The sequence below is a fragment of the Streptomyces sp. NPDC056835 genome (assembly GCF_042789485.1).
Classification (GTDB): domain Bacteria; phylum Actinomycetota; class Actinomycetes; order Streptomycetales; family Streptomycetaceae; genus Streptomyces.
This window is the reverse complement of the sequence record NZ_JBHUBB010000064.1, coordinates 1-22425: the sequence shown is the minus strand read 5'-3', so window position 1 is coordinate 22425 and position 22425 is coordinate 1. Positions and strand designations below refer to the sequence as shown.

The following is a 22425-nucleotide window of genomic DNA, read 5'->3' as shown; positions in this document are numbered from 1 at the left end:
GAGATCCTCACCAAGGTCCGACTCGTCCAGACCAGCGTGAAGAAACTCGTCAATAACAACTCGAAGTAACACGATCAGAATCACAAGACACTAGGGCTGACATCGCGTCCTAAGTTTGAGAAAACGAAGGGGGCGTACGTGAAGTTCCCGCGCGCCCCCGGCCAACTCGGTGACTACGCCGGTCAGTCGAGCCCGTACAACTCGCGGTACGAAGGGAACGTCCCGCCGGACCCCGCCACGCTCTCAGCCGCCTCGACGGCGGAGACGATTGCCCTGGTCACGGCGTCCGCTCCGGCCGCCAGTACCTCATTGAGCGCGAGCGGATCCCCCTCGGCGAGGGAGAGTTGACCCGTCGCCAGAGCAAAAACCGTGTCTCCGTCGTTGAGCAGATGCACGGGACGGACGGCGCGCGCGATGCCGTCGTGCGCCGTGCCCGCGAGCTTGTGCGCCTGTGCCCGGGACAGTTCGGCGTCGGTGGCGACGACGGCCAGCGTGGTGTTGAGCGGTGGGGGTCCGTTCCGCTCGCGCAACTCGGCCAGCCGCCGCTGGGCCGCCTCGTGGACCTCGGGCGCCGGGTACTCCGTACGGCCGTTGAGGTAGCGCCCGTACAGCACGCCCGTCAGCGGATCGATCACGGAACCCGCCGCGTTGGCCACGACCAGGGCGGCCACGGTGATCCCGGAGTCCAGCACCAGGCTCGCCGTACCGACCCCGCCCTTGACCGGGCCGACGAGAGCGCCCGTCCCGGCGCCCACGCCGCCCTCCGCGACCGGTGACCCAATCGCCGTACCGGCCGCCGCCTCCACGGCCGCCCGGCCCGTCGCCGCGTCCGGCCGGACCCGCCAGTCACCACCGCGCCCCAGGTCGAAGACCCCGGCCGCCGGCACGACCGGCACCACCTGGGACGGGTCGGGGCCGACCCGGATGCCGCGCCCGCGCTCCTCCAGCCACGCCATCACCCCGGACGCCGAGTCGAGCCCGTACGCGCTGCCGCCCGTCAGCACGACCGCCTCAACGCGCTGGACGATATTGCGTGGATCGAGAGCGTCGGTCTCCCGGGTGGCCGGCCCGCCGCCCCGTACGTCCACCGCGGCCACCACCCCGCCCTCCGGGGCGAGAACGACGGTGGTGCCGGTCAGCGCCCGGTCCCCGGCCACTCGGGCGTGCCCCACCCGCAGGCCCGCCACGTCGGTCAGTGCGTCATTGGATGTCATGAACCCCCATCCGTACCACGGTGGTCCGCGCGCCCGGCAAGTGTCACCCCCACCGCCACGGTCGCCGCCACCGGCCGCGACGCGAGGACCGCCCGAGCCCCGAGGAACGTACAGGCGACGACCACTGCCGCCGAGACCGGCAGGACGAGCGGCTGCGCCGTACCGGCCTTGAAGTGGCGCGCGTGCGGCAGCCGCACCCCGGCCCGGGCGACCGCGACGACGAAGCACAGGTCGATGAAGAGCTCCAGCGGCGTCGCGGCACGGCGGACCTAGGTGTGGCCGGGAGCGGTCATACGGCGCAGAAGCGCTGTCGCGTGGGTCGGCGTCGTGCGCCCGGCGCAGCAGAGGTACGGGTGGTGGCGGGGCGGTGAGGCGCGTGCTGAGTGCCGGCCCGACCGGGAAGGGGCGCTCCCGGCAGCCCTCGTCCGCGCCGGTGCGGACCGCGCCCCCGTACCCTGGAGCCATGAGCACCGCCCCCACCCCCGAGCCGCCGGCAGCGGAGCAGCCCCAGCCGTCCCGGCCGCCCCGCCCCAATCCGGCGTTGATCTTCGACGATCCGCTGGACCAGCAGTCGACGGACGATACGGACCGTGGCTGGGGAGACCGACCCGCCGGGAGCGGTGACAGTGCGGCCGATCTCGCCCGCTTCCTCGACGAAAAGCCGCCCCACCACCTCTGACCAGCGGTGCGGCAATCAGCCGCTACGAATTGCCCTGCCCCGAGGTGGTCTGACCGGTGGTGGTCTGACCGGCTGTGGTCTGTCCAGGAACGGCCGTGCCGGCCCCGCGCTGCGCGATCAGGGTGTCCCTGATCTCCTTCAGCACCTCCAGCTCGCTGACCTCCGCGGCTTCCTGAACCTCTTCCTGAGCCGCCTGCTGCCTGGCCCGCCTGGCGAGGTACTTGGACATCGGCAGGACCATGAGGAAGTACACGACGGCCGCCGTGATCAGGAACGTGAGGACCGCGCTCAGCACCGTTCCCCACATGATCGGGATGCCGCTCACGACCTCGCCCGCGTCGTTCGTCTCGCACGGCGACTTCAGGCACGAGCTGTACTTGTTCAGATCCTGGGTGCCGAACGCGCCGACCACCGGGTTGATCAGACCCTTGACGACCGAGTTCACCACATTCGTGAACGCCGCGCCGATAACCACCGCGACCGCGAGGTCGATCACGTTGCCGCGCATCAGGAAGGCCTTGAAGCCCTCCAACACGCTCTCCTTCTTCTTGCTCACGAGTGAGCCTTTCTTCGCATGTGCGGTAGAGGTGACAATCAGCTTCGCAACCTACGGCAGCGCGTGCCCACACTGTCCAATCCGCAGACGCGATCAGGCGACCCCACAGTTCGCCAGTGCGAGTGTGAACGCGCCTGCCCAGCGCGAGCCACCCCCGGACGAGCCGCCCCCGCACGAGCCGGCTCAGCACAGCGTCACCGCCAGCCGTGATGTGACGCCCGCGGCGGCCAGCTCCGTGGCGGTCGCGCGTGGAACGGACAGGACGATCAGCGCCCCGCCGTCCCCTGTGTCCATGACGGTCTCCCGTGCCTTCGGAACCTCGGTCACCCGGGCGCCCGAGGCCACCACCCTCGCCTCCGGCGCCCCCTCCACCGCCGCGATCACATCCACCCGGTCTCCTCGGCGAAGCAGCCGGACCGTCGCCGCGTCCGCGATACGGACCGGCGCGGACACCAGCTCCGCGGCCCGCTGAGCGCGGGACGGCCGGGACGGTGTCGCCGCTGCCACAGCGCCGGGCGCAGCGGACTCCGCACGGGCTTCGGCGTCCGCCGCCGCACCGACGGAGCCCCCCGCTCCGGCGGCGGCCAGCGCGGCAGCCGTCATGGCAAGACCGGCCGCCGTCGCGCGCCGCCGCCTGAACAGGGCTCTGCGCAGCCGCCGGCCTGAGCCCCGTACCCGCAGCGGATCGAAGTGCGGCACACCGCATGGCTCGGGCGCGGCGGGCGAGGGGAGAGGGGAAGGAAAGAGTGAGGAGAGTGGGGAGGGGACGGGCGAGGAGCCCGGAAGGGGAGGAAGGGACGGATCATGCGAGAAGGAACGGGACATGGCAACCACCACCTGCCGTGAGGAGTTCTGCGGTCGCTCCTCACGATGCACGGTCCGTCACGATCCCGCGGCGGCCTGTGGATCAGCCGCCGGTTGTGGACAACTTCCTCACTCGCCGGGGTGGTTCAGGCCGGCGTCGCCGCAATTCCCGGTTTCTCGCGCATGGTTCGCGAGAGGGCCGGGCACATCGTGATCAGGGCAGCTCGATCCCGGTGTCGATCCCGTCCAGAGCGTGTGCGCACAGGCAGTCGCGCGTCTCGCTCGCCTGCAATCCGCCCACCGCGTCGAACAGCACCGTGCGCAGGCGGCCGACATTCGAGGCGAAGACCTTGAGGACCTCCTCGTGGGAGACCCCCTCGCCGGTCTCCGCGCCCGCGTCCAGATCCGTCACCAGAGTCATGGAGGTGTAGCAGAGCCCCAGTTCACGAGCGAGTACCGCCTCGGGGTGCCCGGTCATCCCGACCACCGACCAGCCCATCGCCGCATGCCATCGCGATTCCGCCCGCGTCGAGAAACGCGGTCCCTCGATGACCACGAGCGTCCCGCCGTCCACCGGCTCCCAGTCGCGCCCTCGCGCCGCCGCCAGCGTTGTCCTGCGTCCCTCAGGGCAGTAAGGATCGGCGAGCGAGATGTGCACGACCTTCGAGGTGCTTCCGTCCGGAAGCGGCAGCCCGTCGTAGTAGGTCTGCGTGCGCGCCTTCGTACGGTCCACCAACTGATCGGGTACGAGCAGCGTGCCCGGCCCGAACTCCGGCCGCAGCCCGCCCACGGCACACGGTCCCAGAACCTGCTTCACACCGACGGAACGCAGTGCCCACAGATTGGCGCGGTAGTTGATGCGGTGCGGCGCGAGGCCGTGGGAGCGTCCGTGGCGGGGCAGGAACGCGACCTGCCGGCCGGCGATCTCGCCGAGGAAGAGGGAGTCGCTGGGGGGTCCGTAGGGAGTCTCCACCTCGACCTCGGTCACATCCTCCAGGAAGGAGTAGAAACCCGAGCCACCGATCACACCGATCTCTGCGTTCGCCATCCGATCACAGTAGCGGTACTCGCCCGCGCGTACGCGAAAGACCCCGGCCGTTCAAAACGGCGGGGTCCCCACGAAACAGAACGAGAGAAAGGAAGGAAGGCGTCAGGCGGCCGAGGAGCCGCTGGAGCTGCTCGATGAGCTGGAGCCCGAACCGGACCCGGAGCCGCCCGAGGAGGAGCCCGAGCCGGAGGAGGACGAGGCCGACGCCGGGGTCTTGGACTCCGACGAGGACGACTTCGTACCCGCGGAACCCGCGGTGGAGCCCGAGGAACCCGCCGAAGCAGGCGCGCTGCTCGACGACGAGCCACGACTGTCGTTCCGGTAGAACCCGGAGCCCTTGAAGACGATGCCGACTGCGGAGAAGACCTTCTTCAGGCGTCCTTGGCAATTCGGGCACACGGTGAGGGCGTCATCGGTGAACTTCTGCACCGCCTCAAGGCCCTCGCCACACTCGGTGCACTGGTACTGATAGGTCGGCACTTGCTCCTCCTGGCACTCTCACTCAATGAGTGCTAACGACGCTCCATAGTGACGTATTCCGCGCGATCAGTCCACTGTCATCGGCACGCGGTGACTCATCCCACGCGTGGTGCTCCACCCGGAGGCCTTCGGGGTCAGCCTCGAACGCAGCGCGATCAGCGTGACCAGCGCCAGCGCGGTGCCCACCAGCGGCACCAGGAAACCGGCGCTCGCGCCACGGGCGTCCGCCAGCTGCCCGGCGACGGTGACCGCCGCGGCCTGGCCGAGCGCGACGGCGCCGGTCAGCCAGGTGAACGCCTCGGTACGGGCCGAAGCGGGCACCAGCGACTCGACCAGCGTGTAGCCCGTGATCAGCGCGGGCGCGATACAGAGTCCGACCAGCAGTCCGAGTCCGGCGAGCAGCGGCACCGAGTGCACAGCCCACAGCGCTGACGCGGCCAGCGTCAGCCCCGCGTATCCGACCACCAGCCTGCGACGTGGCCCGATCCTCCAGGCCACAGCGCCGCAGACGAGGCCGGCGAGCATGTTGCCCGCCGCGAAGACGCCGTACAGCAGACCGTTCACGCCGGGGTTGCCGATCTCCTCGGCGAACGCGGTCAGCGAGACCTGCATCCCCCCGAAGACTGAACCGATCCCCAGGAAGGAGATGGCGAGAACCCGCACCCCGGGCACGGAGAGCGCCGAGACGCGCGGCTCGGCCGAGCCGCCGTCCTCACGCCGGCCGGTCTTGGGTTGTGTACCGCGCTGAGCGGCGAAGAGCAGCCCGCCGGCCAGCGTCAGCACGGCCTCGGCGATCAGTCCGGCCGCCGGGTGGACACCGGTGCACAGCGCGGTCGCCAGTACCGGGCCGATGACAAAGGTGAACTCATCCGTCACGGACTCGAACGCGGCAGCCGTCGGGAGCAGCGACGCGTCACCGCTGGAGCGAGAGCCGGAGCTCGAACCAGAGGTTGAACCGGAGGGGCCGTGTCCCAGCAGGGCGGCCCAGCGGGACCGGACCATGGGGCCGATCTGCGGGACGGAGGCGCCGGTCGGGACAGCGGCGAGAAACAGCGCCCACAGCGGGGCGTCGGCGAGCGCGAGCACGATCAGCGCCGTGACGGAAGCCGTGTGCAGCAGCACGCCCGGGACGAGCACCGCGCGCTGTCCGAACCGGTCGGCGAGCTTCCCGCCCTGCGGCGCGAAGAGCGCCATGGAGACACCGGTCACCGCGGCGACGGCTCCCGCGCTGCCGTACGAGCCGGTGGTGTGCTGGACCAGGAGCACGATGCCGATCGTCAGCATCGCGAAGGGTTGCCGGGCGGCGAAACCGGGCAGCAGGAACGTCCAAGCGCCGGGCGTGCGCAGTAGCCGCCCGTATCCGGGGCGGGGCGTCGCGGCCGGGGCGGCGTCCTCGGTGGTGTCGACCGTGTTGTGGGACACGGTCCTTGCCTTTCTGCCGCCTGGTAGCACGCCCCTGGATGTACGGGCGCCGCCGAGAGCTGTCCTCTTGCGCGGAACTGCGGTAGATACCAGGGCCCACATCGGGGAACGCCACGGCCGCCATACGGTCGCGCCAGCACTGCGTCAGGCAGAGTTGGTCGATCAACTGTGCCTTCATCGTACAGGCACGAACATCACGCCACCTGGGAAAGGAGCGAACACCATGGACGCACGCCTGCGATTAGGGGCGGAGGTTGCCCCCGGTTCCGGTTCCGGTTCCGGTTCCGGTCCCGGTCCCGGCGCCGGTTCCGGTCCCGGCCGCGGCACCCGCGCCCGCGCCCGTCCCCAGCCAGTCGGCCAGCTTTCCGCCCTGTCCGACCGCGCGAAGCCGTCGCTCGGCGGCGTCCCGTACCGGATCGGTCGCGACCACCAGGAGCTCGTCGCCGCGGCGCAGTACGGTCGCCGGCTGCGGTACGAAGCTCTTGCCGTCCCGTACGACCAGGGTCACCGCGGACCCGGCCGGCAGCCGCAGTTCTCCGATCTCCACGCCGTGCATCTTCGAGTGCGCGGGGATCGCCACGGAGAGCAGATGCCCGCGCAGCCGCTCCAGCGGCGCCGACTCGATGCCCAGGTCGGCGGCCTCGGCGGGGTCGCCGAGCCGCAGGGCCTTGGCCAGCCAGGGCAGCGTCGGCCCCTGGATCAGTGTGTAGACGACGACCAGGATGAAGACGATGTTGAAGATCCGGAGGCTGCCCTCGATGTTCGACACCATCGGGATGGTCGCCAGGATGATGGGCACCGCGCCGCGCAGACCGGCCCAGGACATCAGCGCCTGTTCCTGCCAGGGGATACGGAACGGCAGCAGGCTGATCAGTACGGCCAGGGGCCGGGCCACCACGGTCAGGACGAGACCGACGACGACCGCGGGCAGGAAGTCGTCTCCCAGCTCGTGCGGGGTCACCAGCAGCCCGAGCAGGACGAACATGCCGATCTGCGCGATCCAGCCGAGCCCCTCCGCGAACCCGCGGTTGGCCGGGGCGTGCGGCAGCTTGGAGTTCCCCAGGATCATCGAGGCGAGATAGACGGCGAGGAAGCCGCTGCCGTGTGCCGTGGCGCCGATCGCGTACGCCGAGACGGCGATGGCCATCACGGCGATCGGATACAGCCCGGAGGCGGGCAGGGCCACATGCCGCAGCCCGAAGGCGCCCGCCCAGCCCACGGCGAGGCCGACGCACGCGCCGATCGCCAGTTCCAGCGTGATCTCGCCGACCAGCACGTACCAGTGCTCGACCGGGCCCGCCGCCGAGAGCGCGACCACCATGATCACCACAGGGGCGTCATTGAAACCCGACTCGGCCTCCAGCGCTCCGGTCACCCGGGACGGCAGTGGCACCTTGCGCAGTACGGAGAAGACCGCCGCGGCATCCGTCGAGGAGACGACCGCGCCGACGATCAGCGCCTGCCGCCACTCCAGACCGATCAGATAGTGCGCGGCCGATGCGGTCACCGCGACGCTCACCGCGACGCCCACTGTCGAGAGGACGGCGGCGGCGGGCAACGCCGGTTTCACCTCTTTCCACTTGGTGCCCAGACCACCCTCGGCCAGGATCACCACAAGGGCGGCATATCCGATTACCTGCGTCAGTTCGGCGTTGTCGAACTTGACGTGAAAGAGGCCGTCCTGCCCTATGACGACTCCGATCCCGAGATACAGCAGCAGGCTGGGGAGCCCGCTCCGGGAGGAGATCCGGACGGCCGCGACCGCGATCAGCAGCACGAGGGAGCTGATGAGCAGGAGTTCGTTGAGATGGTGGACAGACAGCGGCCGATCCTTCCCCTCGCGCATGCCGGATCGTTCCTCCAGCAGCCGGTACTTCGTTACCTTACCTAATCTTTAACGCTTTCTTGACGCTTTCGATCGCCAGTACGAGCCGATGTGATCTGTGCCTCCCTTTCGGCCGCTATGCGGCGGGAACCATGGCGTGATCACTTGTGCGATCGTCCGACGAGTCGCACTACATGACACCGCGTCCGGGACGATGAACGGCTGCGCCTATGGTTGCTCCAGCATTCCAGGACCACCCTGCCCCTCGAAGGACAGCGATGCCCGCCAACACAGCCCGCCCTTCCGCCAAAAAGAAGGGGCGACGCGCCCGTCTGATCGTGATCGTCCTGGTGCTGGCGCTCGTCGGTGGTGTCGGCTACGGCACGTACTGGGGCGTCAGCACGGTCCGTGCCTCCTTCCCCCAGACGACGGGGACGCTCGAACTCGAAGGTCTCTCCGATCGCGTGGACGTCAGACGCGACAGCTACGGCATCCCGCAGATCTACGCGAACAGCGACCAGGACCTGTTCCGCGCCCAGGGCTTCGTCCAGGCGCAGGACCGCTTCTGGGAGATGGACGTCCGGCGCCATATGACCTCCGGCAGGCTCTCCGAGATGTTCGGCAAGAGCCAGGTCAAGACCGACACCTTCCTGCGCACCCTCGACTGGCACGGGGTGGCGCAGCGGGAGTACGACACCAAGCTCTCGGCGGAGACCAAGAAGAACCTCCAGGCGTACGCGGACGGCGTCAACGCGTATCTGGAGGGCCGCGACGGCAAGGACATCTCCGTCGAGTACGCCGCGCTGAACTTCACCAATGACTACAAGCCCGAGAAGTGGACGCCCGTCGACTCGGTGGCCTGGCTCAAGGCGATGGCCTGGGACCTGCGCAGCAATATGCAGGACGAGATCGACCGCTCGCTGCTGACGAGCCGGCTGAGCGATCAGCAGATCGATGACCTGTATCCGTCGTATCCGTACGACCGGAACAAGCCGATCGTCAGCGAGGGCGGGATCGACCCGATCACCGGCACATACGACCCCAAGGCCGAGCCCAGCGACGTGGGCGCCTCCGGGTCCGGGTCCGACAACGCGACGGGTGGCAGCACCGGCACCGGCACGGGCACGGGGACAGGCACCGGAACAGGCATGGGCACCGGCACGGGCATCGACGTCGGCACAGGCACAGGCACCGCGTCCGACGCCACCTCCGGCTTCAACTCCCAGCTCGAAGCGCTCTCCGGCACGCTCGACGAGATCCCCGAGCTGCTCGGCCCGAGCGGCAGCGGCATCGGCTCCAACTCCTGGGTCGTCTCCGGCCGGTACACGACCACCGACAAGCCCCTCCTCGCCAACGACCCGCATCTCGCGCCCCAGCTGCCCTCGCTCTGGTACCAGATGGGTCTGCACTGCCGCAGCGTCTCGGCGACCTGCAAGTACGACGTCGCGGGCTACACCTTCGCCGGAATGCCCGGCGTCATAATCGGCCACAACCAGGACATCGCCTGGGGCTTCACCAACCTCGGCGCCGATGTGACCGATCTCTTCCTGGAAAAGGTCAACGGCGACTCCTACCAGTACGGCGACAAGGAGAAGCGGTTCAGGACCCGCGAGGAGACGATCAAGGTCGCGGGTGGCCAGAGCAAGACGATCACCGTCCGCTCCACCGACCGCGGCCCGGTGGTCTCGGACCGCGACAGCGAGTTGGTGAAGGTCGGCGAGAAGGCCCCGGTCGGCGACGTCGCCCCGGACCGCGGCTCCGGCTACGCCGTGTCGCTCCAGTGGACGGCGCTCCAGCCGGGCAAGTCCATGGACGCGGTCTTCGAGCTCAACAGGGCCAAGGACTTCAGCCAGTTCCGCAAGGCCGCCGAGCACTTCGAGGTCCCCTCGCAGAACCTCATCTACGCCGACACCAAGGGCAACATCGGCTACCAGGCGCCGGGCAGCATCCCGATCCGCTCGGACGGGTTCGACGGCCGGACGCCGGCTCCCGGCTGGGACCCGAAGTACCAGTGGAAGGGGTACATCCCCTTCGACGAGCTGCCGTACGAGTACAACCCGGAGCGCGGCTACATCGTCACCGCCAACCAGGCCGTCGTCGACTCGAAGAAGTACCCCTACCCGCTGACCGAGGACTGGGGCTACGGCGCCCGCAGCCAGCGGATAAACGACCTGATCGAGTCGAAGATCAAGGACGGCGGGAAGATCTCGACCGAAGACATGCAGACGATGCAGATGGACAACACCAGCGAGATCGCGAAGTTGCTGATGCCCTATCTGCTCAAGATCAATGTCGCGGAGCCGTCCGTACGCGAGGCGCAGAAGCTCCTCGAAGGCTGGGACTACACCCAGGAACCCGACTCGGGGGCGGCCGCCTACTTCAACGCGGTCTGGCGCAACGTCCTCAAGCTCGCTTTCGGGAACAAGCTCCCCAAGGAGGTACGGGTCCAGGGCGAGTGCCTGAACGTCCGTCCCGCCGACAGCACCGGCCCGGCGGACGACGATGTACCGGTGGTACGGGAGTGCGGCCAGCGCGCGCCCGACGCTGCCCAGCCGGACGGCGGGGACCGCTGGTACGAGGTCGTGCGCGGCATCATCAAGGACGAGGACAACGCGTGGTGGAGCTCCCCGCGCAGCCGCGGGGACGACGCCACCAAGACCCGCGACAAGCTGTTCGAGCGCGCCATGGAGGACGCCCGCTGGGAGCTGACCGCCAAGCTCGGCAAGGACGTCTCCAGCTGGAGCTGGGGCCGGCTGCACCAGCTCCAGCTGGACAACCAGACCCTTGGGACCAGCGGCCCCGGCCTCCTGAAGCAGATGCTCAACCGGGGCCCGTGGAACCTCGGCGGCGGCGAGGCCGCGGTCAACGCGACGGGCTGGAACGCGGCGGGCGGGTACGAGGTCGTGTGGGTGCCGTCGATGCGGATGGTCGTCAACGTCGGCGAGTGGGACAAGTCCCGCTGGATCAATCTGACGGGCGCCTCGGGACACGCGTACAGCCCGCACTACACCGACCAGACGGACAAGTGGGCCAAGGGCGAGCTGCTGGACTGGTCCTTCACGGTCAATACGGTGGAGCGCGCCACGAGCGACACGCTCACGCTCACACCGCCCGGATCGTGAGCCGGGGGCTGCCCGAAGACGGACGACGCCGCTAAAGCCGGTCGTCGAAGCGCCTGACGCCCCCCGGCGTCACCACGGCCCGTACGGGGTGGTCGTGCGGTTCCTCAGGGACCCGCGCGACCACCTCGTTCTCGTACAGCAGGACGGTCAGCGCGGGTTCGGCGCCGGCCCGGGCCAGCCGGCCGAGGACCCGGTCGTACGAGCCACCGCCCCGCCCCAGCCGCGTCCCGCGCCCGTCCACCGCGAGGCCGGGCAGCAGCACGACCTCCGCGTCCAGCACCGCGTCCACACCGAGCCGGGTACCGTCCGGTTCCAGCAGCCCCCGCCCGGCGGGCACCAGACGGTCCGCGCCCTCGTACTCCGCCCAGTCGAGGTCGTTGTCCGCCAGCAGCACCGGCAGCAGGACCCGTACCCCCCGCGCACGCAGCGCGTCGAGCAGCGCGCGCGTGCCCGGTTCGCGCCCCACCGAGACATAGGCGGCTACGGTACGGGCGCGGGCGAGTTCCGGCAGGTCGAGTGCGCGCCGCGCCAGAACCGCCGCGGTTTCACGGACGTCCTCACTGGACAGGAGCGCTCTCACGGCGAGGAGTTCACGGCGCAGCGCGGCCTTTCCGGTCATGTCATTACTCATCATTACGCACCGGACATCACAAACCTCGCGTCTGCTCTTTTATGAGACGAAAGTTAACCGGAGTATCATCTTCCGCCCATACAGCGCGGTTAGGGTACTCCGCATGACTCACTCGTCCTCCCGGATCACCAAGGCTGTCATCCCCGCCGCGGGCCTCGGCACCCGGTTCCTGCCCGCCACGAAGGCCACTCCGAAAGAGATGCTGCCGGTTGTGGACAAACCCGCGATCCAGTACGTGGTCGAGGAGGCGGTGGCCGCCGGGCTCTCCGACGTCCTCATGGTGACGGGCCGCAACAAGCGTCCGCTGGAGGACCACTTCGACCGGAATTACGAGCTGGAGGAGGCGCTTACCCGCAAGGGGGACGCCGACCGCCTCGCGAAGGTCCAGGAGTCCAGTGACCTCGCCACCATGCACTACGTGCGTCAGGGCAACCCCAAGGGCCTCGGCCACGCCGTGCTCTGCGCCGCCCCGCACGTCGGTGACCAGCCCTTCGCGGTGCTGCTCGGTGACGACCTGATCGACCCGCGCGACCCGCTGCTGGCCCGCATGGTGGAGATCCAGGAGCGGGAGGGCGGCAGCGTCATCGCGCTGATGGAGGTCGACCCCGAGCAGATCCACCTCTACGGCTGCGCCGCCGTGGAGCCCACCGGTGACGCCGATGTGGTCAAGGTGCACGATCTGGTCGAGAAGCCCGACACCGCCGACGCCCCCAGCAATTACGCGATCATCGGCCGCTATGTCCTCGACCCCGCCGTCTTCGACATACTGCGCCAGACCGAGCCGGGCCGCGGCGGTGAGATCCAGCTCACCGACGCGCTTCAGCAGCTGTCCGTGGACGAGAAGGTGGGCGGACCGGTCCATGGCGTGGTTTTCAAGGGCCGTCGCTATGACACAGGTGACCGCGGCGACTATCTGCGTGCCATTGTCAGACTCGCGTGCGAACGTGAAGACCTGGGCCCGGACTTCCGCGCCTGGCTCCGCAGTTATGTCAGCGAGGAGATGTAGCACTTGAGCAGCACGGCAGAATCGGTACCGGCCGCCGGCCACGAGCGGCTCTGGTCGGTGGACGACCATCTCGCGGACATCCTCGCCGCGGTCCACCCGCTCGACCCCATCGAGCTGCAACTGCCCGACGCCCAGGGCTGTGTGCTGGTGGAGGACGTCACGGTACCGGTGGCTCTGCCGCCGTTCGACAACAGCTCCATGGACGGATACGCGGTCCGTACGGCCGATGTCGCTGGCGCCACCGACGAGTTCCCGGCCGTGCTGACCGTCATCGGCGATGTCGCGGCGGGCAGCGGCGCGTTGCCCGAGGTCGGCCCCGGGCAGGCGGCCCGGATCATGACCGGCGCCCCGCTGCCGCCCGGCGCCGAGGCCGTCGTCCCGGTGGAGTGGACCGACGGCGGCGCGGGCGGCGCCGCGGCCACCTCGATGCGCCCCGCCGGCGCCGGTGGTGAGGGCGCGAGTGGTGAGGTACGGGTGTTCCGCTCGGCCGAGGCGCGTGCCCATGTCCGCTCGCGCGGCAGCGATGTGCGTGCCGGAGACCTGGCCCTGGAGGCGGGCACGGTCCTGGGGCCGCCACAGATCGGTCTGCTGGCCGCCATCGGCCGCGGTTCGGTACGGGTCAGACCCCGCCCGCGCGTGGTCGTGCTCTCCACCGGCAGCGAGTTGATCCAGCCCGGCGAGGAGCTGGGCGAGGGCCAGATCTACGACTCGAACAGCTTCGCGCTGACCGCCGCGGCCCGGGACGCGGGCGCCATCGCGTACCGCGTCGGTGCCGTCACCGACGACGCCGACACGCTCCGCGCCACCATCGAGGACCAGCTGATCCGCGCCGACATGGTCGTCACCACGGGCGGCGTCAGCGTCGGGGCGTACGACGTCGTCAAGGAGGCGCTTTCCTCCGTCGGCGACGAGGACGAGCCGGGAGGCGGTGTCGACTTCCGCAAGCTCGCCATGCAGCCCGGCAAGCCGCAGGGCTTCGGCTCGATCGGCCCGGAGCACACCCCTCTGCTCGCCCTCCCGGGCAACCCGGTCTCCTCGTACGTCTCCTTCGAGCTGTTCGTCCGCCCCGCGATCCGCGCTCTGATGGGCCGCGAGGATGTGCACCGTCCTGTCGTCCGGGCGACGCTCGCGGCCGGCAAGACGCTGTCGTCCCCGGCGGGCCGTCGGCAGTTCCTGCGCGGTACGTACAACGCCGAGGAGGGCACGATCACCCCCGTGGGCGGGTCCGGCTCCCATCTCGTCGCCGCCCTCGCCCATGCCGACGCGCTGATCGTGATCCCGGAGGAGTCCGTCTCGGTGGAGCCCGGCACGGACGTCGACGTGGTCCTGATCGGCTGATCACCACGCGGTGGCGGTACCGTGTCTGCCCACACAGGCCCCGTCGGGCCCGGACCGGGAGCGCCACAGCGAATGACTGTGTTTTCCCGGGGGGAGACCCCCGGACCCCCTCAGCAAGGCGGCTTGACGCATATCGACGAGTCGGGCGCGGCTCGTATGGTCGACGTCTCGGCGAAAGAGGTCACGGCGCGCGTCGCGCGCGCCAGCGGCCGTGTTCTGGTCTCGCCACGCGTCGTCGAACTGCTCAGGGGCGGGGGAGTACCCAAGGGGGACGCCCTCGCCACCGCCCGTATCGCGGGCATCATGGGCGTCAAGCGGACCCCGGACCTGATTCCGCTCTGCCACCCGCTCGCCGTCTCGGGGGTCACGCTCGACCTCTCGGTCGCGGACGACGCCGTCGAGATCCTCGCGACGGTGAAGACCACCGACCGCACGGGCGTCGAGATGGAGGCCCTGACCGCCGTCTCGGTGGCCGCGCTGACGGTGGTCGACATGGTGAAGGCTGTCGACAAGGGCGCGGTCATCACGGACGTACGGGTCGAGGAGAAGACGGGCGGCAGGTCGGGCCACTGGACCCGCCCCGGGACGGAGGTGCCGCCCGAGGAGGTGGTCTCCGAGGCGGACGGAGGCGCGGAGTGAGTACGCCCGCGAGAGGCGGCGGCTCCGGGCCGGAGCCGCGGTCCGCCTCTCCGTCCCCGTCCCGGTCCACGTACCGCGCCCTGGTCGTCACGGCGTCCAACCGCGCCGCCGCCGGGGTCTACGCCGACACGGGCGGCCCGATCCTCGCCGACGGCCTGACCGCGCTGGGCTTCGCGGTCGACGGACCGAAGGTCGTCCCCGACGGGGATCCGGTCGAACAGGCCCTGCGCGACGGCGTCGCCGCCGCGTACGACGTCATCCTGACCACCGGCGGTACGGGCATCTCCCCGACGGACCGCACCCCGGACGCCACCCGGCGCCTGCTCGATTACGAGATCCCGGGTATCCCGGAGGCGATCCGCGCCGAGGGCGCCGCGAAGGCTCCCGCGGCCGCCCTCTCCCGGGGTCTGGCGGGGGTGGCGGGGCGGACCCTGATCGTGAACCTGCCGGGCTCGACGGGCGGTGTACGGGACGGTCTCGCCGTACTCGGCCGGCTGCTCGTCCACGCCGTGGACCAGATCCACGGCGGCGATCACCCCCGTACTTCCGGATGAACCCGGCCTGGCCCGTGACGCTGGTGGACGGCGACATCACCCTCCGCCCCATAAGGCTGCGCGACCAGCGCGCCTGGCGTGAGGTGAACCGCCGCAACCGCGACTGGCTGCGGCCCTGGGAGGCGACGATCCCGCCGCCGCCCCCGGGCGGTCCGCTCGCCCAGCGCCCCACCTACCGTCAGATGGTCCGCCATCTGCGCGGCGAGGCCAACGCCGGCCGGATGCTGCCCTTCGTCATCGAGTACCAGGGCCGGCTCGTCGGCCAGCTGACCGTCGCGGGCATCACCTGGGGCTCGATGTGCTCGGGCCATATCGGCTACTGGGTGGACCGCGAGGTCGCGGGGCGCGGGGTCATGCCGACCGCGGTCGCCCTCGCGGTGGACCACTGCTTCCGCATGGTCGGATTGCACCGCGTCGAGATCTGTATCCGTCCGGAGAATGGCCCCAGCCGCCGGGTCGTCGACAAACTCGGATTTCGCGAGGAAGGGCTACGGCCCCGCTATCTGCATATCGACGGGGCGTGGCGGGACCATCTCGTCTATGTGCTCACGGCCGAGGAGGTGCCCGACGGGCTGCTCCGGCGCTGGCGCAGGGCCCGACCAGGTGCGACCGGCAACGATCATAAAATGAAATAAGTGTTCGATATTGGTCGACATGTGGCCATAAACTGATCCGCACCATCACAAAAAATTTCAGTGCTATCAGCTAGATCGTGCGACACACCGGCTCAATTGGCGGATGCCCTCGTGCGAACCCCTCTACGGTGTGAACCGTGAGCAGCAGCGGCCTCATCTACGCAGTCATCGTCGGGGCCTGGGCCGCCTACTTGGTGCCGATGTGGCTCCGCAGGCAGGACGAGCTCAATGAGGCACGCCCGACGGAACGCTTCAGCACCGCCATCCGGCTGCTGTCCGGACGGGCGGCCATGGAGCGCCGTTACGCCAAGGAGCTTCAGGAGCGCACCGCCGAGGAGGCGGGGCCCGACGGGGAACCGGACAGCCGCACGGAGTCGATCAGCTCCGTCGACGTCCGGGCCTTCTCCGCGCCTCCGGCCCGTACCGAAGCCCGGATGGAAATCCACCCGGACGTCCCCGCGCCGGCCAGGTCAGGGGCCGCGCGCCCGGTGTCCCGCCCCGCCCCGGTGTCCCGCCCGGCCTCCGCGCGCCCCGCGTCCGGCCGTTCGGCCCCCGCTCCCGAGCGGCGCGCTCCCGAGCGGCGCGCGCGACCCTCGGGCGCCGCGGCGGAACGCGCCCGGCGCGCACAGCGCCTCCAGGTCCTCGCCCGCAGGCGCCGTACCACCGTGGTCCTCTTTCTCGCCTTCACACTGGGCACGATCGTCGCGGCGGTCGGCGGCCTCGGCTTCCTCTGGGCGCCGGCCTTCCCGGCCGTACTCCTGAGCGTGTACATCGTGCATCTGCGCGGTCAGGAGCGACGCCGCTTCGCCTTCACCATGGACCGGCGCAGGGCAGAGGCCGCCGCGCAGCGGCTACGCGAGAACCGCCCGCGCCGCCATCAGCCGTCGACGGCCGCCGCGGGCGAGCCGGACGAGGAGCCCGAACCCGGCCCCGAACCCGCCTCCGTCCCCACCGTCTCGCCCCAAGAGGCGGGCCGCCGCGCCCTGGTCGAGCAGACCGACCACGCGGAGTGGGTGGACCAGCAGCGCGAACGCGGCCCGGCGAGCGGCGACAGCTGGGACCCCGTACCGGTCCCGCTCCCCACGTACGTCACCGCCCCGGTCGCTCCCCGCGCGACTGGCGGGGTCGAGGTCAGCGACCCGGAAACGTGGAGCGCGGCCCGTTCCTCCACGGCCGAACCCACCGCGGAGCCCCCACCGCCACCCCGCGCCCCGGCCCCCCGCCGCACGCGCGACCGCGGCAGGACCCCGCTGTTCGACCAGTACGACGAGGACGACCGCCCCCGCGCGGCCAACGAGTGACCCACCGCCCCCCACCCCGCCCCCGCTCCCCCCGGCCACCGCCCGGCCCGGTGGCCCGGTGACCAGCCGCTGACGGATTTCCGAGCACGGCGGCGGGAGTGCTAAGGTTTCACTCGTTGCAAGGGCCTGTGGCGCAGACTGGTAGCGCACCTCGTTCGCATCGAGGGGGTCAGGGGTTCAAATCCCCTCAGGTCCACAGCAAAGGGCCGTTCACGGGTTCATCCCGGAACGGTTCACGAGATCCCGGTCAGACGGTCGCCGTCTGACCGGGATCTCGTCGTTTGAGCTCCTGCTTGTGTGAAAGTCAGCCTGCCGGGCCGCCGGGAAGCGCAACGGCCCGCGTCGGAACGGACCGGGGGTCGGGATGCGGACATGCCGCGGGGACCGCAGGCGTGGAGGCAGGCTCCTGCGGTCTCGCGATGTGTCGATCTTCAATTACCCGGAACATGCCCGCTCAGGGGCTACGGCTCAGCGCCTGGGAGCGGGGCGGGGCCGTCAAGCTGATCGTCGGGTAGGGCAGAAGGACGTCGTTCGGCTCGAGGTCGAGGCCGATGATCGCGCTCTGCTTGCTCGCGGCCAGGTACTGCTCGAGTTCCTTGATGTTGTGGACCATGACGGTGATGGCGGACAGGAGGGTTTGCGCGACGCGGCCACGGGGCTGGCGTCTCTCGCGGGCGTGCAGGGCGGAGTCGATGGACTTCAGCCGACCGTTGCCACCTTCGATGTGAGCACGCAGCGTCTGGTAGGCCAGGGCCCAGGAGGGCGTCTGCCAAGGCAGTTCCTGGCGCGTGCGGGGCATGACGTGCGCCTGCACGGTGACGGAGGACTGGCGGCAACATTTGGGGCGTTCGGCGAGCGGCAGGGTTGGGGGTTCTACGGTTGGCCGGCTTGCGGGGTGCGCGGTGCGCTCCCTGTGGGCATCGAGGTTGATGACGACCGGTACGGGCTCCCTCTTCGGTGGTGCGCCGCGACCCTCACGCTCCTGTGCCCAAGGGCAGTTGAGCTTGGTGATGGGGCAAGCAAACCGCTCGGTTCCGCGATCGTCGAGCGTGTCCTTACGGGTGAGTGCGTACGCCTCGATCTCCTGCAGCCGCTCTCGAAGCGGGATGCGTTCACGCTCCGAAACTGCCTTGCCCATTCGTACTGGCGTCAGCGTGACCTGCAGTTCGTCTCGCCCTCAGGTCAGACGGAGATGATCCGCAACCTGGACGCGGACGTCGAGGTCATCCAGGGAGTTCGCGCCCGCCTGAGCGCCGTGGTCCACGAACCGGCTCACCAGGAGCTCGGCTTCACGGAGGACATGTTCGACGCCGAATTCCGGCGACTCTATGGCGAAGCTGGCGGCGAGTAGCGTCCTGCCGAGCAGACGGCCCGGGGCTGGCGCCCGTTGCGCCCACTACGGCGCGAAATTACAGTGGCCCGGCCGGGTTCCACTGTCGGACAGGACGCACGGGGCCCGAATAGCACTAACCTCGGGCTGGGTGCGGGTCTCGGCTCATACAAGATTTTCGTCAACGATCCGGACAGCTAAGGAACTTGATCAAGCCCTGCACGGAAGGCGGATGAAAACTGAGCCGCTCTGCGATCTCTTGATCATCCTGACTTCATGGGTGGAGTCGGGAGGAAGAGAGGGTGATCCATGTGGAGGACTGGGCAGAGATCCGTCGGCTGCACCGGGCTGAGGGCTTGTCGGCCCGTGCTGTGGCCCGGCAGCTGGGGATCTCAAGGAACACCGTGCTGCGGGCGCTGGCCTCGGACCGGCCGCCGCAGTACCGGCGGGAGCCGAGGGGCTCCGCGGTGGACGAGACCGGCGTTCGAACGGGCTGTCTCCCTTCTCTCCCAGCGGCAGCGCTGTCGGTCGTCTCTGCCCGCATGCTTCCGTGACGGGAAGCTGATCAGCGCCCCGATGAGGCCATGCTCGATATCCTGCGGTCCGCTTTCCCGCCTGAGTGGCGTGAGCCCGCTCTCGGCTATGAAGCCGTCACCCGACTACAAGCCCGTGCCTTCACCGAAGCGCGGCACGTCACGAAGCCGCTCACAGAACGGGTGCGTCCCCCGGCACGTGGTGCCGGGGGACGCGCCTGTTAGCAGGGGTCAGCGGCTTCCGCGGCCCCATGACTCGGAGTCCACCTTGCGCCCGCGGTCGTTGCGCAGTGTCGCGGTGTCACCGCGGTTTTCCCAGATGTACGAGCGGTTGTCCTGGTAGACGGCGGTGCGGGTGTCGCGGCCGTCGCCGGTGTGGACGCCGACGGTGGAACGGCCCGCGAGGCGCAGGTCGAAGGTGTAGCGGTTGCCGTCGCGGTCGGAGAGGGGCCAGCCGTCCAGGTTCACCGCTCGCCGGCTCTTGTTGGTGACCTCGACCCACTCACCGTTCAGTGATCGGTTGGAGCCGGTGTCGCGACCGGGGCTGTCGTACTGGATCTTCCCCAGGACGACGGAGGGGCGGGGTGCCTGGTGGCCGGTGGCGGACGCCGGCAGGGCCGCGGCCCCGACCAGCGCGCCGGCGGCGAGAACCAGCGCGGCCGTACGACGGCCCGATACAGAAGCAGACATGATGCCCCCTCATTTCCGTGTGCCCGCAGAACCCCTGACGGGTCCGCGCAGCGTCTGACGTTCCCGGCCCCGTCGGCCGAGGACACGACCATGACGGAACCGCCCCGCACAAGCGGAACGCGCAGTTCGCGTTACAAAACATAGACATGTCCGTAACCATCGATTGCAGAGTGCAACGAAGCATAAGCCTGTCGTATTCATGACCAGTGCGCCATGCATCCACCCGCACCACACCTACAACCACGCAGCCGGCGCCGGGGCGTGCCACCCCGGGGCCACCCCAGTGCGCCACCGCCCGGCTGCGGGCGGACCGTGTAACAGCCCGACCCCGGGTCCGCCTGGTCTGCACCGGGCGGTGACCGGTCCGGCCCGCCGTCGTTGGACTGTCGGCGGTCCCGGTCCGCCCCCGTTCCGGTGCCGCCAACCACGCAGCGGCGCTGATCTACTCACATCGCCTCGCGCGGGCGCCGGTTCACCGTGGAAGCCGGGCACCCGCACGGTAAAACGCCACGCCCACAAGGGCGTTGGCCTCAAGCACGACTCAGTCCCGGCGCAAGGTGGCTTACAGTTACCGCCGATTACGGGACAGGGTCGGACGTTTTACAGTTCCCGGGCTACCACACGCCGTCGAGGATCTCGTCGAGGATGAGGTTCCAGTCCGAGTCCTCGTCGGCGAACGGCGTGGGGTCGGGGGTGCTGACGGCCGTCCGAAAGGACTGGACCAGGGTTTCGTTATCGGAGTCTTCTGATTTGGCGTCACGGAGTTTTCGGAATTCGGCAAGGCGGAAGACGAAGGATTCGATGTCGCGGTGCAGTACCTGGCTCTCGTTCTCGCCTTCGGGGTAGGAGTGCACTGCGCCGGACTGCGCGTCGATGGCGATGACCGCTGTTCTCAAGGAGCCGAGGACCGGCCAGGAACGGCGGGTCTGCGGAATTTCGCCGCCTTCCAGGTCCATGAGGAGCCCGAGTGCGACGGGATTGCTCTCGTCCAGAGCTAGGTCCAGGTGGGTGGAGGTGAAGAAGTCGTCGTGCGGCAGGCCGACTGAACTCAGAAATGAAGCGGTCGCGGCGTTCAGGCCATTTCCGGGGTAATCCGGGAAGTAGATGATTCCGTCGAGGTCGAAGAGGCGAATCAGATTTCCTGATGTCAGAAAGCTAGTCACGGATCAACCCTACGCTACTTGCCGTGGGCTTTTTTGAGGTCCTTGATATATTGCTCGTGCTCTTTGTTCTGCGTCTTCTTGTCGCTTTGGTCGTAATCTGCGGCGTGAGTCACGGTGAGGTCTGGGTTGGCCGGTTTGAAATAGTAGTCAAGCCATGTGTTTCTCTGCGGACGAGATGGTAAGGGTCTCCCGCCTGAACATTCCTCTCAAAATCATCCCGAACGTTAATGCGCGATAGGTTCGCCGCAGAAGGAGGACGCCATGCATTCGACTCGCTCGTGGGAGTCGGTGAATGTTTCGCTGGCCATTACGAAGATGGACATCTCCGCCGACTTCGTCAACAACGCTCTCGGGTTCGACGATGATCAATCAGCTCATGGGGCCAGGATTTATTCGGGGCCGCACTGGTGGGCATACACCTACACCGAAGAGTCCGCAGGCGACCTGGAAGCAATGGCGATTTCTTTGACACAGAGAATCAGACCCCGCTTGGATAGGGTCGACGCACTTCTACGGAGCGGCCACTCGGCCCAGGTAGCCATCGCGGGAACAGTGGAGACCGGCGACCAGCTATTCATCTCCCCCACTGCCCTTGAGCAGCTGGCGTCCTTGGCTCTCCCGGTTTCCTTTACCAGCCTCACCCTTTCAGGTACCCAGGAAGAAGATCCATTGAGCTGGCTGGAAGAAGGCTGACTCTCCCGATTTCGGACAAGCGTCTTCGCGGTCTCCGAGTAAGGGGAAAACACGGAGGCCACTCGGCGCGGCCACCCGCTACGAACGCGACCGCTACATCGCAGGCTCCGAGCGGCCGAGCGAGCCCTGCGCGACCAGCGGGACGACTGGCGTCGCGCGGACGTCCTCCACCGGGTCGTCAGCCGTCTTATTGAGCACTACAAGTCCTGATGGGTACAGGCCCGGGGGCATTGTTCACGGTTGTACGCCGCGAGCAGATTCTCCTTCGAGAGCTTCAACTCCCGGAGAGGATTCCCGTTCGTGGTGAACGTCCTACATGGAGTGCGCCGACAGGCCACTACGCTCCGTCGAGGGCCCCGCCGGGCATTTCCCGGGGCCCCGATGAGGATCTCGCCCTTCAGGCGCAGATCGACGACTGCAACGGCAACTGGATCACCTTCGAGTACGACGAGACGGGCACCCCTATCGGCATCGTCTACTGCTCCAGCTATTACCTGAAGCTCACCACCAGCGCGGGCCGGATCGCCGCCCTGCACCTGGCCGGAGCAGGAGCGGGCTGGCGCGTGCGCCGCGTTCGGACGGCCGCCGCTACCCCTGCCCTCGTCGCTCTTCACTCCGAGTAGGGCGCGGTCGCATAGCTCTCACCCTCGAAGCCCCTCCCGGGTGTAGGCGAATTCGAGGGGTCGTTGCAACACCGTGGTCGGTTGATCAGGCCGCGAGCAGTTTAGACAGGCGCTCGGCTGGGGTTTCCCAGCCGAGCGT

At 69.1% G+C, this 22425-nt stretch carries 22 protein-coding genes, 1 tRNA gene and 1 pseudogene; 13 read left to right on the top strand and 11 right to left on the bottom strand.

Annotation, left to right across the window (positions count from 1 at the left end):
• Nucleotides 1–182: 182 nt before the first annotated feature.
• Nucleotides 183–1214 carry a P1 family peptidase gene (locus ACFRMN_RS38050; protein WP_383028974.1) on the bottom strand — a complete coding sequence of 344 codons (1032 nt, stop codon included), beginning with the start codon at nucleotides 1212–1214 and terminating at the stop codon, nucleotides 183–185.
• A 463-nt stretch (nucleotides 1215–1677) separates the two neighbouring features.
• Here ACFRMN_RS38050 and ACFRMN_RS38045 point away from each other — a divergent pair, with 463 nt between their 5' ends.
• A complete protein-coding gene (locus ACFRMN_RS38045; RefSeq protein WP_383028972.1) occupies nucleotides 1678–1893 on the top strand; it encodes a hypothetical protein in 216 nt (71 codons plus the stop codon).
• A 22-nt stretch (nucleotides 1894–1915) separates the two neighbouring features.
• Here the strand turns inward: ACFRMN_RS38045 and mscL are convergent, their stop codons facing one another.
• The 6 genes from mscL to ACFRMN_RS38015 form a co-directional block, all read right to left on the bottom strand.
• Nucleotides 1916–2449 carry a large conductance mechanosensitive channel protein MscL gene (gene mscL / locus ACFRMN_RS38040; protein ID WP_383028969.1) on the bottom strand — a complete coding sequence of 178 codons (534 nt, stop codon included), beginning with the start codon at nucleotides 2447–2449 and terminating at the stop codon, nucleotides 1916–1918.
• Nucleotides 2450–2632: 183 nt separating this feature from the next.
• Nucleotides 2633–3148, bottom strand: a complete 516-nt coding sequence (locus ACFRMN_RS38035; protein ID WP_383028967.1) for a hypothetical protein — start codon at nucleotides 3146–3148, stop codon at nucleotides 2633–2635.
• A gap of 319 nt (nucleotides 3149–3467) precedes the next feature.
• Complete coding sequence (locus ACFRMN_RS38030; RefSeq protein ID WP_383028965.1) at nucleotides 3468–4301, bottom strand: S-methyl-5'-thioadenosine phosphorylase; 834 nt, start codon at nucleotides 4299–4301, stop codon at nucleotides 3468–3470.
• A 102-nt stretch (nucleotides 4302–4403) separates the two neighbouring features.
• Nucleotides 4404–4781 carry an FmdB family zinc ribbon protein gene (locus ACFRMN_RS38025; protein WP_383028962.1) on the bottom strand — a complete coding sequence of 126 codons (378 nt, stop codon included), beginning with the start codon at nucleotides 4779–4781 and terminating at the stop codon, nucleotides 4404–4406.
• A gap of 66 nt (nucleotides 4782–4847) precedes the next feature.
• Entirely contained in the window at nucleotides 4848–6203 is a 1356-nt protein-coding gene (locus tag ACFRMN_RS38020; protein WP_383028960.1) for an MFS transporter, read from the bottom strand.
• A gap of 241 nt (nucleotides 6204–6444) precedes the next feature.
• A complete protein-coding gene (locus ACFRMN_RS38015) occupies nucleotides 6445–8049 on the bottom strand; it encodes a potassium/proton antiporter (RefSeq protein ID WP_383028957.1) in 1605 nt (534 codons plus the stop codon).
• Nucleotides 8050–8306: 257 nt separating this feature from the next.
• Here ACFRMN_RS38015 and ACFRMN_RS38010 point away from each other — a divergent pair, with 257 nt between their 5' ends.
• Nucleotides 8307–11150, top strand: coding sequence for a penicillin acylase family protein (locus tag ACFRMN_RS38010; RefSeq protein ID WP_383028956.1), 2844 nt, complete (start codon nucleotides 8307–8309; stop codon nucleotides 11148–11150).
• 31 nt (nucleotides 11151–11181) lie between these two features.
• Here the strand turns inward: ACFRMN_RS38010 and ACFRMN_RS38005 are convergent, their stop codons facing one another.
• Complete coding sequence (locus ACFRMN_RS38005) at nucleotides 11182–11781, bottom strand: 5-formyltetrahydrofolate cyclo-ligase (RefSeq protein WP_383028953.1); 600 nt, start codon at nucleotides 11779–11781, stop codon at nucleotides 11182–11184.
• Nucleotides 11782–11884: 103 nt separating this feature from the next.
• On the opposite strand from ACFRMN_RS38005, the gene galU reads away from it, so the two are divergent.
• The 7 genes from galU to ACFRMN_RS37970 all read left to right on the top strand — a co-directional run bounded on the left by galU (nucleotide 11885) and on the right by ACFRMN_RS37970 (nucleotide 17450).
• On the top strand, nucleotides 11885–12787 hold the full coding sequence (galU, locus tag ACFRMN_RS38000; RefSeq protein WP_383028951.1) for a UTP--glucose-1-phosphate uridylyltransferase GalU: 903 nt from the start codon (nucleotides 11885–11887) through the stop codon (nucleotides 12785–12787).
• A gap of 3 nt (nucleotides 12788–12790) precedes the next feature.
• Nucleotides 12791–14125 carry a gephyrin-like molybdotransferase Glp gene (gene glp, locus ACFRMN_RS37995; protein ID WP_383028948.1) on the top strand — a complete coding sequence of 445 codons (1335 nt, stop codon included), beginning with the start codon at nucleotides 12791–12793 and terminating at the stop codon, nucleotides 14123–14125.
• A gap of 72 nt (nucleotides 14126–14197) precedes the next feature.
• Entirely contained in the window at nucleotides 14198–14764 is a 567-nt protein-coding gene (gene moaC / locus ACFRMN_RS37990) for a cyclic pyranopterin monophosphate synthase MoaC (protein ID WP_383028945.1), read from the top strand.
• A gap of 80 nt (nucleotides 14765–14844) precedes the next feature.
• Nucleotides 14845–15318: a molybdenum cofactor biosynthesis protein B gene (locus tag ACFRMN_RS37985; protein WP_383028976.1), complete on the top strand. Its 474-nt coding sequence runs from the start codon at nucleotides 14845–14847 to the stop codon at nucleotides 15316–15318.
• Nucleotides 15315–15953 (top strand): GNAT family N-acetyltransferase, encoded by a 639-nt coding sequence (locus tag ACFRMN_RS37980; protein ID WP_383028942.1) that lies wholly within the window; start codon nucleotides 15315–15317, stop codon nucleotides 15951–15953. The genes ACFRMN_RS37985 and ACFRMN_RS37980 overlap by 4 nt, the downstream gene beginning before the upstream one ends.
• Nucleotides 15954–16090: 137 nt before the next feature.
• Entirely contained in the window at nucleotides 16091–17254 is a 1164-nt protein-coding gene (gene glpR / locus ACFRMN_RS37975) for a gephyrin-like molybdotransferase receptor GlpR (protein WP_383028940.1), read from the top strand.
• A gap of 122 nt (nucleotides 17255–17376) precedes the next feature.
• Nucleotides 17377–17450, top strand: a tRNA-Ala gene (locus ACFRMN_RS37970).
• A 258-nt stretch (nucleotides 17451–17708) separates the two neighbouring features.
• Here ACFRMN_RS37970 and ACFRMN_RS37965 read toward each other — a convergent pair.
• Nucleotides 17709–18392, bottom strand: coding sequence for a hypothetical protein (locus ACFRMN_RS37965; protein ID WP_383028938.1), 684 nt, complete (start codon nucleotides 18390–18392; stop codon nucleotides 17709–17711).
• Nucleotides 18393–18446: 54 nt separating this feature from the next.
• Between ACFRMN_RS37965 and ACFRMN_RS37960 the strand changes: the two genes are divergently transcribed.
• Nucleotides 18447–18605 (top strand): hypothetical protein, encoded by a 159-nt coding sequence (locus tag ACFRMN_RS37960; protein WP_383028935.1) that lies wholly within the window; start codon nucleotides 18447–18449, stop codon nucleotides 18603–18605.
• Nucleotides 18606–18895: 290 nt separating this feature from the next.
• Nucleotides 18896–19039, top strand: a pseudogene (locus ACFRMN_RS37955) (helix-turn-helix domain-containing protein); the annotation flags it as partial.
• A 309-nt stretch (nucleotides 19040–19348) separates the two neighbouring features.
• On the opposite strand, the gene ACFRMN_RS37950 reads toward ACFRMN_RS37955, so the two are convergent.
• A complete protein-coding gene (locus tag ACFRMN_RS37950; RefSeq protein ID WP_383028932.1) occupies nucleotides 19349–19807 on the bottom strand; it encodes a lamin tail domain-containing protein in 459 nt (152 codons plus the stop codon).
• Between the two features lie 614 nt (nucleotides 19808–20421).
• Nucleotides 20422–20970 carry an SUKH-4 family immunity protein gene (locus ACFRMN_RS37945; protein WP_383028929.1) on the bottom strand — a complete coding sequence of 183 codons (549 nt, stop codon included), beginning with the start codon at nucleotides 20968–20970 and terminating at the stop codon, nucleotides 20422–20424.
• Nucleotides 20971–21231: 261 nt separating this feature from the next.
• Here ACFRMN_RS37945 and ACFRMN_RS37940 point away from each other — a divergent pair, with 261 nt between their 5' ends.
• Entirely contained in the window at nucleotides 21232–21663 is a 432-nt protein-coding gene (locus tag ACFRMN_RS37940; RefSeq protein ID WP_383028926.1) for a hypothetical protein, read from the top strand.
• A 230-nt stretch (nucleotides 21664–21893) separates the two neighbouring features.
• Entirely contained in the window at nucleotides 21894–22286 is a 393-nt protein-coding gene (locus tag ACFRMN_RS37935; RefSeq protein ID WP_383028924.1) for a hypothetical protein, read from the top strand.
• The last annotated feature ends 139 nt before the right edge of the window (nucleotides 22287–22425 follow it).